At 29.2% G+C, this 21,927-nt stretch carries 13 protein-coding genes and 1 other RNA gene; 8 read left to right on the top strand and 6 right to left on the bottom strand.

Going from position 1 to position 21,927, the window contains the following annotated elements; translation table 11 throughout:
* Positions 1-16: 16 nt before the first annotated feature.
* The 4 genes from CSBG_RS11575 to CSBG_RS11560 all read right to left on the bottom strand — a co-directional run bounded on the left by CSBG_RS11575 (position 17) and on the right by CSBG_RS11560 (position 4,219).
* Positions 17-1,159 carry a hypothetical protein gene (locus tag CSBG_RS11575; protein ID WP_008679698.1) on the bottom strand — a complete coding sequence of 381 codons (1,143 nt, stop codon included), beginning with the start codon at positions 1,157-1,159 and terminating at the stop codon, positions 17-19.
* Between the two features lie 202 nt (positions 1,160-1,361).
* Entirely contained in the window at positions 1,362-2,207 is an 846-nt protein-coding gene (gene speE, locus CSBG_RS11570; RefSeq protein WP_035285892.1) for a polyamine aminopropyltransferase, read from the bottom strand.
* A gap of 9 nt (positions 2,208-2,216) precedes the next feature.
* Positions 2,217-2,630, bottom strand: coding sequence for an adenosylmethionine decarboxylase (gene speD / locus CSBG_RS11565; RefSeq protein WP_334203793.1), 414 nt, complete (start codon positions 2,628-2,630; stop codon positions 2,217-2,219).
* Between the two features lie 275 nt (positions 2,631-2,905).
* Positions 2,906-4,219 (bottom strand): dicarboxylate/amino acid:cation symporter, encoded by a 1,314-nt coding sequence (locus tag CSBG_RS11560; protein ID WP_008679695.1) that lies wholly within the window; start codon positions 4,217-4,219, stop codon positions 2,906-2,908.
* Positions 4,220-4,504: 285 nt separating this feature from the next.
* On the opposite strand from CSBG_RS11560, the gene CSBG_RS11555 reads away from it, so the two are divergent.
* Both CSBG_RS11555 and CSBG_RS11540 read left to right on the top strand, forming a co-directional pair.
* A complete protein-coding gene (locus CSBG_RS11555) occupies positions 4,505-11,230 on the top strand; it encodes an Ig-like domain-containing protein (RefSeq protein WP_008679692.1) in 6,726 nt (2,241 codons plus the stop codon).
* Between the two features lie 433 nt (positions 11,231-11,663).
* Entirely contained in the window at positions 11,664-16,826 is a 5,163-nt protein-coding gene (locus CSBG_RS11540) for an Ig-like domain-containing protein (RefSeq protein WP_008679691.1), read from the top strand.
* Between the two features lie 44 nt (positions 16,827-16,870).
* On the opposite strand, the gene ytaF is transcribed toward CSBG_RS11540, so the two are convergent.
* Positions 16,871-17,494: a sporulation membrane protein YtaF gene (gene ytaF, locus CSBG_RS11530; protein ID WP_008679689.1), complete on the bottom strand. Its 624-nt coding sequence runs from the start codon at positions 17,492-17,494 to the stop codon at positions 16,871-16,873.
* Positions 17,495-17,655: 161 nt separating this feature from the next.
* Here ytaF and CSBG_RS11525 point away from each other — a divergent pair, with 161 nt between their 5' ends.
* The 3 genes from CSBG_RS11525 to ssrS all read left to right on the top strand — a co-directional run bounded on the left by CSBG_RS11525 (position 17,656) and on the right by ssrS (position 18,595).
* The gene (locus tag CSBG_RS11525; protein WP_008679687.1) at positions 17,656-17,925 is read left to right on the top strand and encodes a DUF1292 domain-containing protein; all 270 of its coding nucleotides are present in this window, start codon (positions 17,656-17,658) and stop codon (positions 17,923-17,925) included.
* Positions 17,926-17,937: 12 nt separating this feature from the next.
* Positions 17,938-18,336 carry a hypothetical protein gene (locus CSBG_RS11520; RefSeq protein WP_008679685.1) on the top strand — a complete coding sequence of 133 codons (399 nt, stop codon included), beginning with the start codon at positions 17,938-17,940 and terminating at the stop codon, positions 18,334-18,336.
* A 68-nt stretch (positions 18,337-18,404) separates the two neighbouring features.
* A non-coding RNA gene (gene ssrS, locus CSBG_RS18020) (6S RNA) lies at positions 18,405-18,595 on the top strand.
* A 177-nt stretch (positions 18,596-18,772) separates the two neighbouring features.
* On the opposite strand, the gene CSBG_RS11515 is transcribed toward ssrS, so the two are convergent.
* Positions 18,773-18,973, bottom strand: coding sequence for a hypothetical protein (locus tag CSBG_RS11515; RefSeq protein ID WP_035285334.1), 201 nt, complete (start codon positions 18,971-18,973; stop codon positions 18,773-18,775).
* Positions 18,974-19,301: 328 nt separating this feature from the next.
* On the opposite strand from CSBG_RS11515, the gene CSBG_RS11510 reads away from it, so the two are divergent.
* The 3 genes from CSBG_RS11510 to CSBG_RS11500 all read left to right on the top strand — a co-directional run bounded on the left by CSBG_RS11510 (position 19,302) and on the right by CSBG_RS11500 (position 21,876).
* Positions 19,302-19,493, top strand: coding sequence for a DUF896 domain-containing protein (locus CSBG_RS11510; RefSeq protein ID WP_008679684.1), 192 nt, complete (start codon positions 19,302-19,304; stop codon positions 19,491-19,493).
* A gap of 12 nt (positions 19,494-19,505) precedes the next feature.
* Entirely contained in the window at positions 19,506-20,414 is a 909-nt protein-coding gene (hprK, locus tag CSBG_RS11505; protein ID WP_008679683.1) for an HPr(Ser) kinase/phosphatase, read from the top strand.
* A gap of 64 nt (positions 20,415-20,478) precedes the next feature.
* Entirely contained in the window at positions 20,479-21,876 is a 1,398-nt protein-coding gene (locus tag CSBG_RS11500) for an aminopeptidase (RefSeq protein WP_008679682.1), read from the top strand.
* Positions 21,877-21,927: the final 51 nt, after the last annotated feature.

Genomic DNA, 21,927 nt, shown 5'->3' with positions numbered 1-21,927 from the left:
ATACCTTGCTTAAACACTAATTAGATTTAACATCATATTTGTAACTAAGCATTATTTCTTTTTTTGAATTAGATTCAATTGTAGTTTGGAAACATGGATTTCCATTTTTATCAGTTTCATATCTATCAGTAGCAAAAGTCATTTCCCAAGGTGCATATATAGGCTCGCATATTTTTATATGAATGGTCTCATTTTTTGTATTAGTAACTATATATTGTACTTCTTTAAGAATATAATCTGCATATTTTTGATAAGCAATTATTTTTCTTTGTGATGTGACATCAAATGCTTTTCCTATTATATAGGAAACCTCCCTATCCTTGGGGATATCTTTTATTGAGCTTCCTCCTACAAATTCTAAATTACCATCAAAACGAGTAAAAGAATTTATATTGCCAGAAGGAAGTGGAATACCCAAATTGTTTTCAGCTGTATTTTGAAATTTAATTATTATATTAGCATTTATAGAATCATATCCAAAGTCATAAAGTTTACTATATAAAATCCCATTTTTATAAAAGCTTTTTATTCTCTTTAGTGTATTGTTAAGAAAATTATATTTATCTGGTACTGTATAAATATAGTAATCAGCAATTCCGATATCAGCAATAGGAGTACTACTTTCTAATTTAGTAGCTTGAATTGGAGCATTAGAAATATAAAGGTTTTTGTAAGCTAAATTCACATCTCCAGCAATAACTTTTAAAGTAGCATTATTATAATCTATACCAGATTTATTTATAAGATTGAACCAACAGTGAATTTCCAATGTTTTCTCATCTAAAATTATTGTATAGCTACTAGACCATCTAATATTATCAGTTAAATAATATGTTTTTATTTCTTTTGAATCAATGTTATTTCCCTTAATTAATATTGAATTAGGTATTAAATTTTCACATGTATCGCATGGAGATAGATTAGGATTTTTATCATTACAACAAAGATAGTTAAATATCATTATAAAGTCATCCATGCCTGTAATTATAACAGATGTTTCATCTATATAATTGCTTATATCAAAGTATTCAATAGAAATATAAGGATTAGAATCAGATTTATATCTTGGAAGATCTCTAGTTTCATTTATTAAAGCTATATTATTATATACTGTTAGCGAAAGACTTGTAGTTTGTGCACTTGTGGATTTTCCGTACATTAAAACCTCTTAGAATAATTGTTATAGTATTATGATATAAAAATTTATATAATAAGTGAATAGATATTTGATATTAAAGACAAAAAAGATATTATATAAGTTTATTTATTTTGATATTTTTTGTTGGATTAATTTAAAAATTTATTTTTATATAGAAATAAAATAGCCGATAAGATTTAAAATCCTATCGGCGTTTTATTAACTAATTATTTAAGATTTCTTTAACATAATTTGGAATCATAAATGCTCCTTTATGTAGGTCTGTGTTATAATATTTTGTAGTTAAACCTAATGAGTTCCAGTAATTAGCATCAAAATCCTTTAATGGATGCAATTCTTTAGAAGCAAAGCAGAACATCCAATGTCCAGAAGCATATGTAGGCATATGATATTGATATGCTTCACATATATTGAATATTCCCTTTAGTTTACTAAATGATCTTTTCATTTCTCTTGAATTATGAGGGTAATAAGGGCTTTCACATTGGTTTATGAGAATTCCTTTTTCAGTTAAAGCAGAGAAACAATCTTTATAAAATTCACTGGTAAATAAGCCTTCTCCAGGTCCTATTGGATCAGTAGAATCCACTATAATTAAATCATATAAGCTTTGCTTGCCTTTAACGAATTTAATTCCATCTTCAAAAAATAAGTTTACTCTTTCATCATCTAGCTTATTTGATGTAAAAGGCAAAAATTCTTTTGAGGCTTTAACAACAGACTCATCTATTTCAACCATATCTATATTTTTAATGGTTTTATATCTAGTTAATTCTCTAACAGTACCTCCATCACCAGCTCCTATTACTAAAACATTTTTAATATCTTTATTAGTAGCCATAGCTACATGAGTTATCATTTCATGATAAATAAACTCATCTTTTTCAGTAACCATTGTCCAGTTATCAATTACAAGTACTCTTCCAAATTCATAAGTATCCAATACATCAATTTTTTGAAATGGACTTTGCTCAGAATACAAGTGATTTTTAACCTTCATAGAAAAATTTACGTTTTGAGTTTGATTTTCAGTGTACCATAATTCCATATCCATATCTTAACCCTCCATTTTATGCTTTACTTGAATATTATCGTATGCTCCATTAGAAAAAGTTTTAACTTTATCAACTAAACCTCTTGCGACTTCAGTAGATTCACTTCTTTCGGCTTTTAATGCATCTTCAAGATACTTAAATGCAAGCCAAGGATTAACAGTATCACCACAAGTAAATAGATCTACTGATGCATAACCATATTCAGGCCATGTATGAATTGTAAGATGAGATTCCTGGATTATAACAGCACCGCTTACTCCCCAGGGATTAAATTTGTGGAAACAACTTGTAACTATAGTTGCATTAGATACAATAGCAGCTTCTTTCATATGCTCTTCAATGATAGAATGATCTTTTAAAATATCCTTGTCACAGTTATAGTATTCCACCAAAATATGTCTTCCTAGTTGTTCAATTTTCATAAAAATCCCTCCATAAATTGTAAAATTTAGTTCCATCCAATAGATAAATATTTAATTAGCAAAAATGCTTCACTCATGAAACCTCCTAAAATCACACAAAAGTTTAGTAATAGTAAACTTAGAGTTAAACTATACTAACTATATCATTTTAGCAATAGGGGGAAATGTTGTCAATCAATATTTTTATATAAATAAAGTGCAAATTTAAGTAAAAAATTGAGATGATTATGATATTATATAAGATTTTAATTACTTATTTATTCTTTAAGCTAAATAGAATTATCAGCATTTTCATATAGTTCATTTAAATCCTCTAAATTTTCTAAATTATCTGAGTTTGAATAATATTTATTTTCATTAAAAGAATTTTCAGATTTGCTAATTATAATAGTACATATGCAATCGCCCATTGTATTGACTGTACTTCTACACATATCTAATATTCGGTCAATACCAAGAATTAATCCTATACCTTCAATAGGTAATCCAACTGACTGAAGGACCATTGAAAGCATCACCATACCAACACCAGGTACCCCAGCGGTTCCAATTGATGCTAATGTTGCTGTTAATATAATAGTTAAAATATTTGTGATACTTAAATTCATATTATAAGCTTGAGAAATAAATATAGCAGCTACACCTTGCATTATAGCAGTGCCATCCATATTAATAGTTGATCCTAGAGGAATGGTAAAGGAAGAAATTGAATTATCAACTCCCATTTCATCCATTGCTTCCAATGTAACAGGTAAAGCAGAGTTACTTGAAGCAGTTGAAAAAACTATAGAAGCTGGTTTGATAAATTTTTTTAAGAAGGGTTTTATACTTAGTTTAGTAAATACCTTAAACAATCCTCCATATATGAAAAAGGAGTGTATAAGTAAAGATAGAAGTATAACTATCATATATTTAATAAGTGGGATCATTGCATTAAATCCAATAGTTGCAAAAGTATTTGTCATTAATGCAAAAACACCAAAGGGTGCAAAATTCATAATTAATTGAACTAATTTCATTATTACTTCATTTAATGAATCAAAAAAGTTTTTTACTAAAGAGGATTTTTTTCCAACCATACTTATAGATAAACCAAATAAAATTGAAAAGAAAATAACCTGAAGCATGTTACCTTTAACAAATGATTCAAATGGATTAGTAGGAACTATTTCAATTATAATATCTATAAAAGATTTATTTTGTGAAATTACTGGTTCATTTACTAATAGATGAGACATATCAAGTCCAGTACCAGGTTTTATTAATATAGAAAAAAGAATTCCTATAGTTATTGCGATACATGTTGTAGTGATATAAAAGAAAAATGTTTTTCCACCAACTCTTCCAAGTTTTTTTATGCTTTCAATTGAAGCAGCACCACATGTCAATGAAACAAATACAAGAGGAACTACCATCATCTTTATTGATGATAAAAATACACTAGATAAAACCTTTACAAATCCATTTAAAATAATAGTGTCCCGAATGAATTCAGATTTTAAACTTTGTACTAAAATTCCAAATAGTGCACCTAATAACATTGAAATAAATATTTTTTTTGTTAAACTATAAGTTTTTTTCATAAAATACCTCCTAAATTTTCCCTTTTAAATACCATAATAATATTATGATAGATATAAATAAAATTGACAAGCTATTATAAAAAATAAGTTGTCAGAATTAATATTATTTAAGTTTGTACTAATATACAAAAAAAATAAAATCTATAGAAAAAAATGTAGTAATCATTTACAATTGGGGTAAGAAATGTTTCTATAATTATTTTTATATAAATAAAAGTAATTACAAGCTTATTGGAAACGTTTCCGAAATAGATCTTTGATAATTTAATAAAAAGGAGGATTTTTATGAGGGTAAATAGTGTTTTAAAACACAAAGCTAAGCTAAGCATATTTACAGTTATACTATTTTGTTTAACATTAATACCTATTCCAAACAATGTAGTTAAAGCAGAAACTACTGGAGATCAAAAAGTTAAAGTTAGATTTTTAAAAGAAGATAATGATTATTCAGGATGGAATATTTGGACTTGGTGGCCAAGTAAGGATGGACATGTAGTTGAATTTACACATAAGGATGAAAAGGGTGTGTATGCTGTAATTGATGTACCTAAATCAGGTGAACTTGGAATGATTATAAAAAAGGGAGAGTGGGAAAATAAGGCTACAGGAGATGTTAAATATGATTTATCTAAAGGTGAAAAAGAAATTATAATAACATCGGGAGTTCTAGATAAAGGCAATCCAGAACCGAAAAGTATTGAATATGAAGAATTATACAAGAATTTTTCAAATATTAATATAAAAGTAAATTATAATAGACCTAATAAAGATTATGAAGGGTGGTCCTTATGGAATTGGATTACAGGTGGTCCAGAAGGTAAAGAAGGACTATTTAATAAAGAAAATGAATTTGGAGTAGAAACAACAATTTCTTATACAGGAATTACTAGTGATTCAAGGACAATAGGTACAAAGGGGAAATATGGTAATTGGGAAAAAGAGGATAGTTTTGAAAGAATAATAGATTTAGCATATCTTGATTGTAATGGAAACTTAGAAGTTTATTATAAAAAAGATGATAGTAAAACATATTATGTAAAGCCTGTTACAAATGTTGAACCTCCAAAGGAAGAGTCTCCAGAGACTGGAGAAATAATAGCTGATGAATTAGTTAATCAGCCAGGAGGAAAAAATAAGTGGTTTATAGCAGGATCATTTCAAAATTGGAATAATAGTAACCCTGAAACTCAATTAAAACATTTAGTAGATGGATTTTTTGAATATTCAACAGTTTTAGAAGCAGGTAAGCATGAATTTAAAATTGTTAAGAATGGAACTTGGGATGGATTTAGCAATAATGGAGATAACTTTATTTTGAGTTTAACTGAAAAGACTAAAGTTAATTTTTATGTTAATGAAGAATTAAATCAAGTTAAGATAAATGTACCTGGAGTTAATGGAATACCTCAATATATTTCAGAATTAAGTAATGACAAGTGGCCAAGATTAGTTGGAGATATTCAAGAAATATTTGGTGAAGGAAAATGGTCTCCAGAGAACGCTAAGCAAATGTTTGTAGATTATAATTTTGATGGAAGTGTATATAAGCTACAAAGAAATCTGCCAGCAGGAAAATTTGAAACAAAAGTAGCTTTTGGGGCAAATTGGGATGAGAGTTATGGAGTAGATGAAGGTGGAAGTAATTTAATAGTAAATACTTTAGACCCAGCAGATGTTATATTTACCATAAATTATAAAGGTGATAAAAAGTTAACTCATAATTATAAGGTAGCAGAAGGAAATTTTGATGGGCTCATAAATAAATCAGCAATAACATTTGATTCAAGAAGTATTACTTATAAAAAGCCATTTGGAGCAATAAAAGAGGAAAGTGAAGATTTAACTCTAAGAATTGGAGTAGCAAAAGATGATGTTCAAGTTGCAAAGGTTGAACTTATAGATGGTAACGGAGTAGCAAAAAGCTATGATATGAGAAAAGCAACTACAATTAATGAAACAGATTACTATGAAGTAATAGTACCCAAAACAGATTTTAAGGGGATTGGAATTTGGGGCTATAAATTTATATTAGTCGATGGAAAAGCAAAGCTAGAATATGGTGATGATGGTTTGAGTGGAGGAAATGGTACAACAGCAGAAGAAGGTGCATTGCCATATAATCTAACAGTATATGATAAAGATTATAAAACTCCAGATTGGATGAAGGAATCAGTTGTATATCAAATATTCCCTGATAGATTTTTTGATGGAAATGAAGAAAATAATAGAGCTAAACTATTAGATGGATATAGAGGTTATATTGATGCTGATGGGAATCTTAAGTCATATGATATTCAATATTATGATGGAGGAGTAAAAAATGATCCAGCATCATCAAAGGTATGGGGGGAGTGGAGTGATTATCCTGAAAATCCAAGACATGCAACTCCTGAAAATAAACCATATTATCCCAATTCAAAAACAGATAATATATGGACTAATGAATTTTATGGAGGAGATATTCAAGGAATAGAAGAAAAACTTCAGTATTTAAAATCAATAGGAATATCAGCTATATATTTAAATCCAGTGGCTTGGGCTGCATCTAATCATAAATATGATGCAACTGATTATAAATCATTAGATCCAATGTTTGGACAACCTGTTTATAATAAAGAAGGTGATCCTACTTCAGGATTAAATTATGAAGCAACTAGAGCATCTTCAGATAGAGTATATCAAGCTTTTGCAAAAGCTGCTGAAGAGAATGGAATTAAGTTAATAGCAGATGGCGTATTTAACCATGTTGGCGATGATTCTATATATTTTGATAGATATGAGAAGTATCCAGAAATTGGGGCTTATGAATATTGGAGAAAGGTATGGGATAAAGTTAATACAGGAAAATCTCAGGAGAAAGCAGAAAAAGAGGTTATTAAGGAATTTGAAAATACAAAAAACCCTTTAACTGATAAAAATTATTCTTATCCAGAAGACTTTAAGTTTACAACTTGGTTTAAAGTAGAAAATGAATGGGTTATAAGAGATAAGGATGGAAATGCTTTAGATGCAAAAGATCAGCATTATAAATATGAAGGCTGGTGGGGATATGATTCATTACCAGTAATGGAGGCAAAAGCGCCTCAAGAAGGTGATGAGTTAGCGATTTCTGGAAATCATGAATGGAATAATGTTGATTATAGAGAAAATGTTATTGGATACGATTTAACAGGTATGAGTGATAGAGAAGCAGAAAAAAATATGGAATATGCAGCATCTCAAAGATGGATGTGGATGGGTGCAAGAGGTTGGAGATTAGACGTTGCACCAGATGTATCAACAAGTACATGGCAAAAATTTAGAGAAGCTGTAAAATCAACTGCTGGAAGACTAGATGTTAATGGGAATGTAATAGATGATCCAGTTATATTAGGAGAAGAATGGGGAGTTGCAACTCATTATTTACTAGGAGATCAATTTGACTCAGTTATGAATTATCAATTTAGAGCTGCCCTTCAAAATTATATAATAAGTGGTAATGCAGTGAATTTTAACAATGCATTAGAAGTAATAAGAGAAAACTATCCTAAAGAAGCATGGCAAGCAATGTTAAATTTAGTAGATTCTCATGATACTATACGTAATATAACTAAGATAGATAATCCTACATGGGAAGAAGAAAACACTAAGATTGCTCCAGAAGCATCAGACAATGCATTAAAACTACAAGCACTAACAGCTATATTCCAAATGGGATATGCAGGAGCACCTACAATTTACTATGGTGATGAGGTTGGTGTAACTGGAACAAAGGATCCGGATTCAAGAAGATCATTCCCATGGGAAAGAGTTTTAGAATCTAATGGAGAGTATTCTGCTGTAGGTAGATATTCAGAATTATTCGATGTTTATAAAAATGCAGCAAGAGTCAGAAATGAAAATCTTGATTTGTTTGCAACTGGTGAACTTCAAACTGCTTATGCAAATGATAATGTTATTGCTTATGCAAGAAAGAATTCTGAAAAGGGAGCATTATTAGTTTTAAATCAATCAAACTCAGATAAAACTATTGAAGCAGATGTAACAGGATTCTTACCAGAAGGCTTAATTTTAAAGGATGAGTTATATGGAAATATATCTGCAACTGTAAAAGATGGAAAAGTAAAAGTAAAAATTCCAGCTCAAACGGGATTAATGATGGTATCTAACAATAAAATAGTAACAGTTGATAAGGTACAAGGACTTAAGGCAAAAGCTGAACAAGGAAAGGTTACTCTTACTTGGAATGAAGTTTCTGGTGCTACAAAATATAATATCTATAGAACTAATCTTGAGGGTCAAAAATCTGAAAAGGTTGGAGAAGAAACTAATACAAGTTTTATTGATGAAAATGTTGTGGATGGAACAAGATATTATTATTATGTTACAGCTATTAAAGAAGGTGGAGAAAGTGAATTTAGTGATTCCGTAACTGCATTACCATCATTTAATATTAAATCAATTAGTAAACCTAATGTCGTAAAAGATTTAACTATTGGTGTAGGCAATAAAACTGATGAAATAGTTGTTAATATTAATATTCCGGGATTAACTGACAATAGTGAATATAGGGGAAAAGAAATTCCAAACTTTGAAGCTAGACTTATGTATTATAATGATGAAACATCAAAAGATAATGCCAATAGTACTAAGTTAAGATACAGAGCTGATTTAGATGATGGATCAAAAGCTTATTATGCAACATTTGAACCAACAGAATCAGGAATATATAAATACTATGCTAAAGCAACAACAAATGCTGGAGATAATTATACAGAGTCAGATGAAGCATCAATGAATGCAATAATGAATAGTGAAGATAATACTGCACCAAAATCACCTATACTTAATGATATTCTTGTAGAATCTAATAGAGCAAAACTTAATTGGGAATCAGATGGAGTTGATGTCGAAGGATTTGAAGTATATCGTAAAGAAGGTAATGGTGAATTTGTAAAAGTTTCTGTAGAAGATAAAGCTTCTAGAGAATTTGTAGATTTTACAGTAAGTAATGATAAAAACTATACTTATAAAGTTACAACATATGATAAATTCTATAATAGAGCGTATTCAGAAGAAAAATCTGTTACTCCAACACTAGTTATGGTAGATGTAACATTAAGACTTCATATTCCAAACTATACACCAGCTACAGATGATATTTATATTGCAGGAGATTTAAATGGGTGGAATGCATCAGGTGGAAGACTTACAGTACCAAGTGGAGCAACATCTAGAGATGTAGTAGAATATAAATTTAAAATGATGGCAGGAAAGAGCATTCAATATAAGTATACAAGAGGTTCATGGGGTACAGAAGCATTTACAAGTCATAATCGTGTTCAAAATGACACTGAGGATTATGGAAATTGGGCATATAGTTCAACTGATACTAATATGAAGTTAACAGTTAAGAATCAAGGTGGAAATTCAATGATTGTAGATGATTATGTACTTCGTTGGGTAGATATGCCTATGATGGTTTCTATGCCAAGAATATCTTATGGAGATAGTATAGAATATGAAACTGATAAAAAGGAATTTACATTAAAAGCTACAGTGCCATATGGAGTAGAGTTTACAATAAATGATGAAGATATTAATAAATTATACACTGGTGCTATGGACGAATATGGCAATGTATATGTAGAGAAAATAGGGTTAAAACCAGGAATGAATGAATTTAAGCTTCATATTGAGCCTACACAAGAAACTATTGATTTACCTTGGTATACCGATGACGGTAGAGCTGGACAAGCGACTAAGACAATAATAATGAAAATTAATTGTACAGCAGAGCCAGAAGAGGAAAAGCCAGAGGATGTGAAGGTAACAGGAATAAGTTTAGATAAGACATCAGAAGAATTAAATATAAATGAAATCTTAGAATTAAAGGCAAGCATTTCACCATCAGATGCAACAAATAAAGAAGTTACTTGGACTTCAAGTGACGATAAGATTGCAAAGGTTGATGCAAATGGAAAAGTAATAGCAGTAGGAGCAGGAAAAGTAACAATAACAGTAACAACAAAGGAGGGAGGCTTTAAAGCTACATGTGATATCACTGTGAAAAATGAAGAAGTACCAGTAGTAAAAGTAACAGGAGTAAGCTTAGATAAGACATCATTAGAGTTAAAGATAAATGAAAGTTTAAGGTTAAAAGCTAGCATTTCACCAGCAGATGCAACAAATAAAGATGTAACATGGACATCAAGTGATGAAAAGATTGCAAAGGTTGATGCAAATGGAAAAGTAATAGCAGTAGGAGCAGGAAAAGCAATAATAACTGTTACAACAAAGGATGGAAACTTTAAAGCTACATGTGAAGTTAATGTAAAAACTGACAAAGAAGATAATGGAACAACTAATCCTATAGAAAATATAGTAGAAAAAGTAGAAAATCCTAATGGAAAGAATGAAGTAGTTATAAAAAATCCATCAAATGAAATTAGACTTGAAATAAAAGATATTGAATCTATAAAAGCTGGAAATGGATATTTTGAAATTAAGAATGGAGAAAATACTATAGTAATACCATTTAGTTTAATTGATAAAGATCTATTAAAAGAAGGGTCAAGTATAATTTTTGAAATGAAAGCTAATGAAGATGCAACTATTATGGCTGGAATTAAAGGAGTTAAAAAAGTATTTGAATTTAATTTATTTGTTAAGACTGGCGATAATTTAGTTAAAATTCATAATTTCAAAAATGGAGTTGCAACTGTAACATTAAAGTTAACAGATGAAGATTTAAAAGGATTAAATAGAGGCAACTTAGCTGTATTTTACTATAATGAAGAAACTAAGACTTTTGAACAATTAGAAACAACTATAAATGGAAATGAAGTAACATTTAAAACATCACATTTTAGTAAGTTTATAATTGCAGAAAAAGTTAATAATGAAAGTGGAGTAACATTACCAGCTACTGGTGGAAATAATCCTATAAGTGGAATAATATTCGGATTTCTATTAGTACTAGCAGGAACATTTTTTGTATTTAATAAAAAGAATAAATTAACAATAAAATAATCAACTTGAGAAGGGTTATATTTAATAATAAAAATATAATCCTTTTTTAAATTTCTTTAATATATTTAACTGAAGATTTACTTAACATAATAAATCTAAATTGATTAACATAATGTAGAAAAGTTTAATATAGGTTGCTGTATAATAAATAAATAATAAAAATAGTATAATATTTTAAGAATATTAATTAAAATACTAAATATTATGTCGATATATGAATAAAAATAATTATTATATATAATCATATTCGACTTGAAGAACAGAAACTAAATGATAAAATTAAATTAGTAAAAGATGGAGGGAGGAGTTTTTTGGGGGAGGTACAAAGAAATTCTATTTAAAATTTGCATTATAAGTTTGACATAATTAATCAGAGGTATAAGTAGAAATACTTATATCAAGAGCTTATTAAAATATTTTAAGGGGGATGAATATGAAAAAGCTTTTAAAAAGCAGAATATTAAGCTCATTTATGACACTTACAATGATAGTAGGACTAATAACTGTACCAGTAAAAGAAGTTAAAGCAGAAAAAGCAAGTGGCGTAGTAATAAGTGAAGTATATGGCGGCGGAGGAAATTTTGGGTCTAAATATAAAAACGATTTCATAGAGCTTTATAATCCAACAGATAGTGATATAAATATTGATGGATGGAAATTACAGTATGCAAGTGCTACTGGAGAATTTGGAAATAATAATTGTGAGTTAAGTGGATTAATTAAAGCAAATAGTTATTTTTTAACTCAACAAGCAGCTGGAACAAGTACTGATGGTGGAAAAGAACTCTTACCTGATCCAGATATTCTAGGAAACTTAAATATGGGAGCTACAAACTTAAAGGTTAGATTAGTAAATGCAGAAGGGGCATCTATAGATTTTGTTGGAGTTGGAACAGCGACAACTTTTGAAGGAGATAAGGCTGCACCTGCAATTAGCGCTAGTTTGAGTGCTCAACGCAAAGATAATGATGGTTCAAATAATGGAATAACTAATGGTTGGGATACTAATAATAATGGAAGTGATTTTTACGCAAAAGAACCAACTCCTAGAAATTCAAAATATTCATCTGTGGACATTGCATTAATTGGATTAAGAATTGATGAAAGTATATCTCTTGAAGTTGGAGAAAATAAAAGTTTAACACTTGCTTATATCCCTGAAAATACAACAGAAAAAGGTGTTGAATATACAAGTTTGAACCCTGAAATAGCAACTGTAGATAAAGATGGAAAAGTGGTTGCTATTAAAGAAGGGGAAACAACTATAAAAGTAAAATCAACAATAAAACCTGATATAAAAGCAGAATGTATCGTAATAGTAAATAAAGCTACAGACAAGGTTGGACCAACAGTTAATGATTTAAAGCCAGCTAATGGAGAAAATATAGGAAGTTTAAGACGTCCTGAAATTAGTGCGACTTTTAATGATGAATCAGGAATAGATAAGGATTCAATTAAGGTATCACTTGATGGAAAAGATGTAAGCGCTAACATATCTAAAGATGATAAAACTATAAAATATTCTGTAGGAGAAGATTTAGCTGATGGTATTCATACTGTTTTAGTTGAAGTGAAAGATTCTTTAGGAAATTTAACATCTCAAGAATGGAAGTTTACAATTGGAGAAGTTAAGAAAAACTTATATTTTGGACAACTACATTCACATACTAATATATCAGATGGTACTGGTACAGTTGATGAGGCATATCAATATGCAGAAAATAATGCAAAGGTAGATTTCTTAGCTGTAACAGATCACTCAAATTGGTTTGATAATGATAAATTAGCGAGCATAGCTGATGGATCAATGAGTGAAGCTTGGAAAAAGGGTTTAAATGCTGCAGATAGGTATAATAAAAATGGAGATTTCGTAGCTATTTATGGATATGAAATGACTTGGTCAGGTTCTACTGGTGGATATGGTCATATTAATACTTTTAATACGCCAGGATTTGAGACAAGAACAAATAGCAAAATGGATTTGAAAAATTACTATAATGCTTTAAAAACCCAAAAACAATCCATGTCACAATTAAATCACCCAGGAAAAACTTTTGGAGATTTTAGTGACTTTGCCTATTATGATGCTGAAATAGATAAGCAAGTTACATTAATTGAAGTTGGAAATGGTGAAGGAGCTATTAGAGGATCAGGATATTTCCCTTCATATGAATATTATACAAGAGCACTTGATAAAGGATGGCACGTTGCACCAACTAATAACCAAGATAACCATAAAGGTAAGTGGGGGAATGCAAATACTGCAAGAACTGTTGTAGAAGCATCTGATCTTTCAAGGGAATCTGTTTATGATGCAATAAAAGAAAGAAGAGTTTATGCAACAGAAGATGAAAATTTAAAAATTTCTTATGAGGTTAATGGAAATACCATGGGATCAATAATACCACAAACCGATTTATTAGAGTTTAATGTTAATGTGGAGGATATAAATTCTGGAGATAACATTAAAAAGATTTCAATAATAGGTGATGGTGGTAAAGTTGTTAAATCAATTGATAATATAAACTCTACAACTAAGAACTGGTCATTTACATTAGATAAATCAACAAGTTCATATTACTATGTAAGAGTAGATCAAGCAGATAGTGATATAGCTGTTACATCTGCAGTTTGGGTTGGAGAAAGAGAAAACTTTGGAATTTCTACAGTAGATTCTGACACAGAAGTGATTATTGCTGGTGAAGAATTTAATATAGGAACTACTATATATAACAATGAAGCGACACCTATAAATAATATTAAAGTAGAATATTATTTAAATAATGGAACTGAAGCTATAAAAACTGAAACTATTGAAAAAGTAGATGCAGGTTCATCAATTGTTGCAAAGTTACCACATAAATTTGAAAAAGCGGGAGATTATTCTTTCCAAGTAAAAGTGACAGCTACTATTAACGGACAAGTTAAAGAGTTTAAAGGAGCTATTGAAGTTGAAGTTTTAGGAGTAAATGAAGTTTCTAAAGTTGTTATAGATGGCGCACATCAAAATCAATATGTTTCAGGAGATTATTCAGGAAAAGTTACAACTTTAACTGCATTAATGGCTCAAAATAATATTAAGTCAGTAATAAATACTAAGCCTATAACAGATGAAGTACTAAAGGGAGCATCACTACTTATAATGTCAGATCCTCAAAGTACAGTAAAAGATACTTATGGATTGACGCCACAAAAATATACTGAGGATGAATTAGCTGCAATAGCTAGATTTGTTCAAAATGGTGGAAATATTGCAATAACTTCTAAGGCAGATTATGGAGATGCTAAGGATGAGTATGGAAATGCAAGGCAAGGAAATTCTGTACTTGAAGCAATAGGTGCAAAAATAAGATTTAATGATGATCAGGCAACTGATGATAACGAAAATGGTGGGCAAAATTATAGATTGTATTTTGATGACTATAACACAGAAAGTAGCTGGATGAACGGAATAGACATTACTAAAAAATATAGTTTTTATAGTGGATCAACACTTATAATGCCATCTGATACAACAAATATTGATATTTTAGTAAGAGGACATGCAACTACTTATGGAAATGATGCTGATAAACAAGGTGATAATGCAGCTGTAGGAAAAGGAGAAGTTATTGGATTAGCTGTTGAGACATTAAGTAATGGATCTAAAGTTGTAGTATCAGGAGCTACATTCTTCTCAAACTTTGAAATGGATGGATTAGATTATTCAAACTATCAAATAAGTGAAAAAGTACTTAAAGAACTTGCTCCAGCTCCAGAACTTAAAGTTAGTAAAATTGCTGATGTTAGAATAGATAATAATAACGATAACATTCCAGATAGATTTGGTGAAACAGTAGTAGTTGAAGGGTATGTAACAGCAGCCTCTAATGTAGCTGCACCTGGAAATTCATTCTTTGATGTTATTTATGTTCAAGATGAAACAGCAGGGTTAACTATATTCGGTGTTTCAACAACAGCAGTAAAATTAGGTCAAAAAGTAAGAATTAAAGGAAAAGTTTCATCATATTTAAATGATGCCCAAGTAGCTCTTAAGAATGAAAGTTTAGGATTACAGATAATTGATGAAAATATTAATTTAGTACAGCCGATAAAACTTTCAACAAAAGATAGTATGCTAGAAGGAAAAGAAGGTCTTTTAGTTAAAGTTGAAGGAAAAGTAATTAGGATTGAAGGACAAAGTATATTTGTAGATGACGGTTCTGGAGAATCAAGAGTATATGTTGAAGGTTATGTACGAAGTAGTAAAAATCCAGGTGTAGATGATGAATGGAAAGCTAGAATTAATGTAGGAGATAAAATTTCTGCAATAGGACTTGCATCTGAAGATCCAGAAGGTCATAGACTAAGAGTTAGAGACTCAGCAGAAATAGAAAAGTTACAAGATAATGAGGATGTGAATGTAACAGGAGTAAGCTTAGATAAGACATCAGCAGAATTAAAGATAAATGAAAGTTTAGGATTAAAAGCTAGCATTTCACCAGCAGATGCAACAAATAAAGATGTAACATGGACATCAAGTGATGAAAAGATTGCAAAGGTTGATGCAAATGGAAAAGTAACAGCAGTAGGAGTAGGAAAAGCAACAATAACAGTAACAACAAAGGATGGAAACTTTAAAGCTACATGTGATATCACTGTGAAAAATGAAGAAGTACAAGTAGTAAAAGTAATAGGAGTAAGCTTAGATAAGACATCAGTAGAATTAAAGATAAATGAAAGTTTAGGATTAAAAGCTAGCATTTCACCAGCAGATGCAACAAATAAAGATGTAACATGGACATCAAGTGATGAAAAGATTGCAAAGGTTGATGCAAATGGAAAAGTAATAGCAGTAGGAGCAGGAAAAGTAACAATAACAGTAACAACAAAGGATGGGGGCTTTAAAGCTACATGTGAAGTTATTGTAAAAGATGATAATGGAACAACTAATCCTATAGAAAATATAGTAGAAAAAGTAGAAAATCCTAATGGAAAGAATGAAGTAGTTATAAAAAATCCATCAAATGAAATTAGACTTGAAATAAAAGATATTGAATCTATAAAAGCTGGAAATGGATATTTTGAAATTAAGAATGGAGAAAATACTATAGTACTACCATTTAGTTTAATTGATAAAGATCTATTAAAAGAAGGGTCAAGTATAATTTTTGAAATGAAAGCTAATGAAGATGCAACTATTATGGCTGGAATTAAAGGAGTTAAAAAAGTATTTGAATTTAATTTATTTGTTAAGACTGGCGATAATTTAGTTAAAATTCATAATTTCAAAAATGGAGTTGCAACTGTAACATTAAAGTTAACAGATGAAGATTTAAAAGGATTAAATAGAGGAAACTTAACTGTGTTCTACTATAATGAGGAAACTAAAACATTCGAGCAAATGGAAACAACTATAAATGGAAATGAAGTAACATTTAAAACATCACATTTTAGTAAGTTTATAATTGCAGAAAAAGTTAATAATGAAAATGGAGTTACTTTACCAGCTACAGGTGGAAATAATCCTATTTATTTAATAATTATAGGTATGATTATAGTTGGAGCTGGAGCATTTATGTTATTAAACAAAAAGAAAAAAGAAGAAAATAAATAAATTATATTAAAAAATTGAGGCTGCTAAATTATTTTTAGCAGCCTTTAAAATGCTCTTAAAAAAGCTAAAATTATAAGCATTGCACCTGACAGCCATGAAAGATTTATATTTGTAGTTTCAACAAATTTCTTTCCAATAAAAGCACCAAGTAAAATAGCGACTATACCAATTAAAAGAGCAACTGCAAAAACTTGTATATAATTGATAGATATAAGACTACTACCAAATCCAACAGCTAAACTATCTAACGATAGGGCAAATGCAAGGTATAAAGCTTCCTTTGATGTAAGTATTTTAGATTTATCGAAGTCAGCTTTTGTTTCGTCAGCATATACTTGCAGAACAACATTAAAATCAAATAATTTAAAAGTTAATGGAGATAAATTATTTGATTTATTTTTTATATAAGATTTTAATAAGCTTTCAAAAAGTCTATATACTCCTAAAAGAAAAAGTACAAGAAAACTTATAATTCTTGCAACACTAGCAGATATATAATTTTGAAGGAATCCACCAACTAGAAGGGAAAATCCTAGCATGCTAGCTGAGATTATATCCACTATAAAAGCAGAGGTCAGTGGGATTTTGATTTTACTAGTTCCATATGCAATACTTGCTAGGAATGAATCTATTGATACTGATAAAACTAATAATATTGTTTCTAGCATAAATTTGTCCTCTGAAATTATTATTACTTCATAATATGAAAAAAATATGCATATAGTTACAAAAGTTGATTGTATATAAAATAATAAAGTAAAAAAATAGTGGTAAAAAATCTTTTTTAAATATAAAATATTATTTGATAATTAAATTAAAGGAGAACAAAATGGATAATAAAGAACTAAATTTAGATGATAATGAAAAGAAGATAATGAGCTTTTTAGATGAAGATGGTAATAAAGTAGATTTTGAAGCTGTAGCAAGAATTTACTTAGAAGAAATAGAATATTTATTATTAGCCCCAATGGATGAAAAGAGCGAAGATGTATATGTCTTTAGAGTAGATGATGTAAATGGAAAAGAAGAGTTAAACTTAGTAGAGGATGATAAGGAGTTTTTAGCTGTTAAAAAGGAATATAAAAAATTGTTATATTAATTGGAGGAAATTATGAATTGTAGTAAGATTATAGAAATATTAGATGAAAATTTTTTAACTGAAATTGAAGAATTAAAAAAAGAAGATGGTATATTCCTAGTAAAATTCTTTTTAGATTTTGATGAAGATGTTTTAAAGGCAGCAAGAAGTTATTCAAATGAAGAAAGCGATTATGAAGAAGAAAGTATTCAATGGTATAAAGAATACTTCATTCCTTACCTTTATGAATATGGAAATGATGAAGTAGTTGATATAATTGAAGAAATAGTTGAAGAGTTAGAAATTTCAGGAGAGGTTATGGCTTTTCAAATTGATTCAGTAAATTGTGAAAGCATTCAATTTATGGCATTATTTACTGAGGAAGATAGTGATTTATCTATTGAGGATGTTGCCAAAGAATTTATTTGCTAATTGATAGATACATATGAAAAAAATTCTATTGCATATGAAATAATCTATGATATAATAAAATCATAAAATAAATCCTGAGATGTGCGCTAAGCTTATAATATTCAACCTACATTATTGATACGGGATTTGCAACAACTAAAACAATGTCAGGCTTCAGTAATTCACTTTATGTGGCAGGAGAAGGCAGCGAATTAGTGAGCTTAACCCACCTGCGAGCCGCAGGTATGAATATTTAAGTGAACGGCATGTTGGGAATATATTTGTTAATGACACCTTATTTGATAAGGTGTTTTTTTATCGAAAAAGTATAGAAACTTTTTTTAGCTATTAGCTTAAAAAAGTTTCTATATTTTTTGATTTATAAGGAATTATATTTAACTAATTTATAAATAAAGTAATCATGAAATTTACACATAATAAATATTTAGTAGACTATTTAAGCAACCTTTTTCAAAGGGTTGCTACCAATGTGTTTTCTAATATATCTTTTATAGATATTCTTTTGTGATTTACTTATTAGCTTGTCCAAATCTTGTGAAAGATAAATTATTAATTTGTTGCTTGGAGAAAGATATCCTAACAAGAAGTTAAGTATAGCTTTCTTTAGTAATATTTGTCTTCTACATTTCTTTATCATTTTTAGTAGCACCTCCATCTATTTACAAAATACATCGCGTTATAACAATATTATACCAAAAAGTGTAAAAATGTAAAATGAATTCATAAAACAAATAACAACAAATTTGTCTAATTTTTTACTGTAATTTTTATCATAATTTGTAATATTATATAAGGAAATGAAAATCATGTAAAAAATATTGATTAAAAATAAAAAATGTTAAGAAAGTAATTTGTAAAATAATGGTAAGTGAATTGTCGAAATTATATAAGTTGATATTGATTTAAATAGAGGGTAAAATATAAGAAAGAGTTAAATTAAAATTAAAATAAAAGGAGAACTAAAGATGGATTATCAAAACATGAAAATTGATGATGTAATAAAAAGAATTAATGAACTTTATAAGAAGAGTAAGGAAGAGGGATTAAACGATTTAGAAAAAGAAGAACAACAAATTTTAAGAAGAAGATATATAGATAGTGTAAAAAATAATTTTAGAGCTCAACTAGAAACCGTAGAACCAAAAAAAAGAAATTAAAGGGTGATAAATTTGTCAGTTACAGTTGAAAAGATAATAAAAGATTTTGATATGGAAGTATTAGTCGAAGGGGAAAATGATATAGAAATATTTGTCAATGATATAAATAGACCAGGATTACAGCTATCAGGATTTTATAATTACTTTGCTCCTGAAAGAATACAGGTCATAGGAAAAGCTGAATGGAGTTTTTTAGAGGCTATGGCTCTTGAACTTCGTAAGAAAAGAATAGACAAATATTTTAGTTTCAATTTAAAATGTTTAGTAATTACAAGAGATTTAGAACCTCAAGAGGAGTTATTAAAAGCAGCTAAGAAAAATAAAATTTGGCTCATGAGAACTAGGCTTGTTACAACAAAGTTTATTAGTAAATTAACAATTTATCTTACAGGTCAATTAGCACCAGAAACTAGACTTCATGGAGTGTTGGTTGATGTGTATGGAATAGGAATATTAATAACAGGCGAAAGTGGGATTGGCAAGAGTGAAACTGCTTTAGAACTTATAAAAAGAGGTCACAGATTAGTAACTGATGATGCAGTAGATATAAAAGAAATTGATGGGGAACTAATTGGTAGGTCGCCAAGAATTACTATAGGTATGCTTGAAGTAAGAGGAATTGGAATAATAGATGTTGCATCATTATATGGATTAAGTTCCATATTACCTGAAAAGGACATACAATTGCTTATGCATTTTGAGCATTGGAAAGATGATGGGGATTACGATAGACTAGGATTAAATGATGATCGTCAAGATATATTGGGGGTTAAGGTTAAAAAACTTAGAGTTCCTGTAAGACCAGGCAGAAATATTGCTGTTATAATAGAAGCTGCTGCTGTAAATTATAGGCATTCACTTATGTCTGATGTTACTCCAGTAGATATAATTGAAAGTAGAATGGATAAGATAATAGAATAATACTTATATTAATATAGTATAGATTTAAATAATAATTACAATAAATAAAATTAGGAGGGCTAATATGGACAAAAAGGAAGATAAAAAAAATCCTTGGTTAAAATATACAGGAGATAAGAAAGAGGAGTTATTTGATTTTTGTAAAGGATATATAGATTATATGTCTTTATGCAAAACAGAAAGAGAATGTGTTTTAACAAGTGTAGACATGGCTATTGCTCTAGGATATAGAGATTTAGAAGAAGTTATAGAAAATGGGGAGACTTTAAAAGTTGGTGATAAGATATTTATCAATAATAAGGATAAAGCATTAGCACTATTTCTTATTGGTGAGGAGCCAATTGAAAAAGGTATGAGAATAATAGGATCTCATGTAGATTCTCCAAGGTTAGATTTAAAGCAAAATCCTTTATATGAAGATTCTAACCTTGCTATGATGGAAACACACTATTATGGTGGAGTAAAAAAATATCAATGGGTTACATTACCTTTAGCATTACATGGAGTTGTTGTTAAGAAAGATGGTACAAAAATTGATGTAGTAATTGGTGAAGATAATAATGATCCTGTTGTAGGAATATCTGATCTCTTAATACATTTATCTGCAGATCAACTTCAAAAGAAAGCTAATGTAGTTATTGAAGGTGAAGATTTAAATTTATTAGTTGGAAATATGCCTTTAGAAGGATGCGAAAAGGATGCTGTTAAAGCAAATATTCTTAATATCCTAAAAGAAAAGTATGATTTTGAAGAAGAAGATTTCTTATCAGCAGAAATAGAAGTAGTTCCAGCAGGAAGAGCTAGAGAATATGGATTAGATAGAAGTATGATAATGGCATATGGTCAAGATGATAGGGTTTGTGCTTATACTTCATTAATGGCTCTTTTAGATTTAGATAAAAGCAAATATACTTCAGTAGTATTATTGGTTGATAAAGAAGAAGTAGGAAGTAATGGAGCAACTGGGATGCACTCAAAATTCTTTGAAAATGTTGTTGCTGAAGTAATGGATAGACTTGGAGATTATTCAAGCTTAAAATTAAGAAGAGCATTAGCAAATTCAAAGATGTTATCAGCAGATGTTACAGCTGCTTATGATCCTAATTATCCTTCTGTAATGGAAAAGAAAAACTCTGCATATTTTGGTAAGGGTCTTGTATTTAGTAAATATACAGGAGCTAGAGGAAAATCAGGATGTAATGATGCAAATCCAGAATTTATGGCATGGCTTAGAAATGTTATGGATAAAAATGATGTTTTATTCCAAACAGCTGAACTTGGTAAAGTAGATCAAGGAGGCGGTGGAACGATAGCATATATTTTAGCAGAATATAATATGGAAGTTATCGATTGTGGTGTAGCGCTTCAAAATATGCATGCTCCTTGGGAAGTAGCAAGTAAGCTAGATATCTATGAAACTATGAGAGGATATAAGGCTTTCTTAGAGGAAGAATTAGAATAAATAGTTTAATAAAGAATAGAGTTAAGACTGTATCAATATTAGTTTTTTACA

It is taken from the genome of Clostridium sp. 7_2_43FAA (assembly GCF_000158375.2).
GTDB lineage: Bacteria > Bacillota > Clostridia > Clostridiales > Clostridiaceae > Clostridium > Clostridium tertium.
This window is presented reverse-complemented; position numbering and strand designations above follow the sequence as displayed.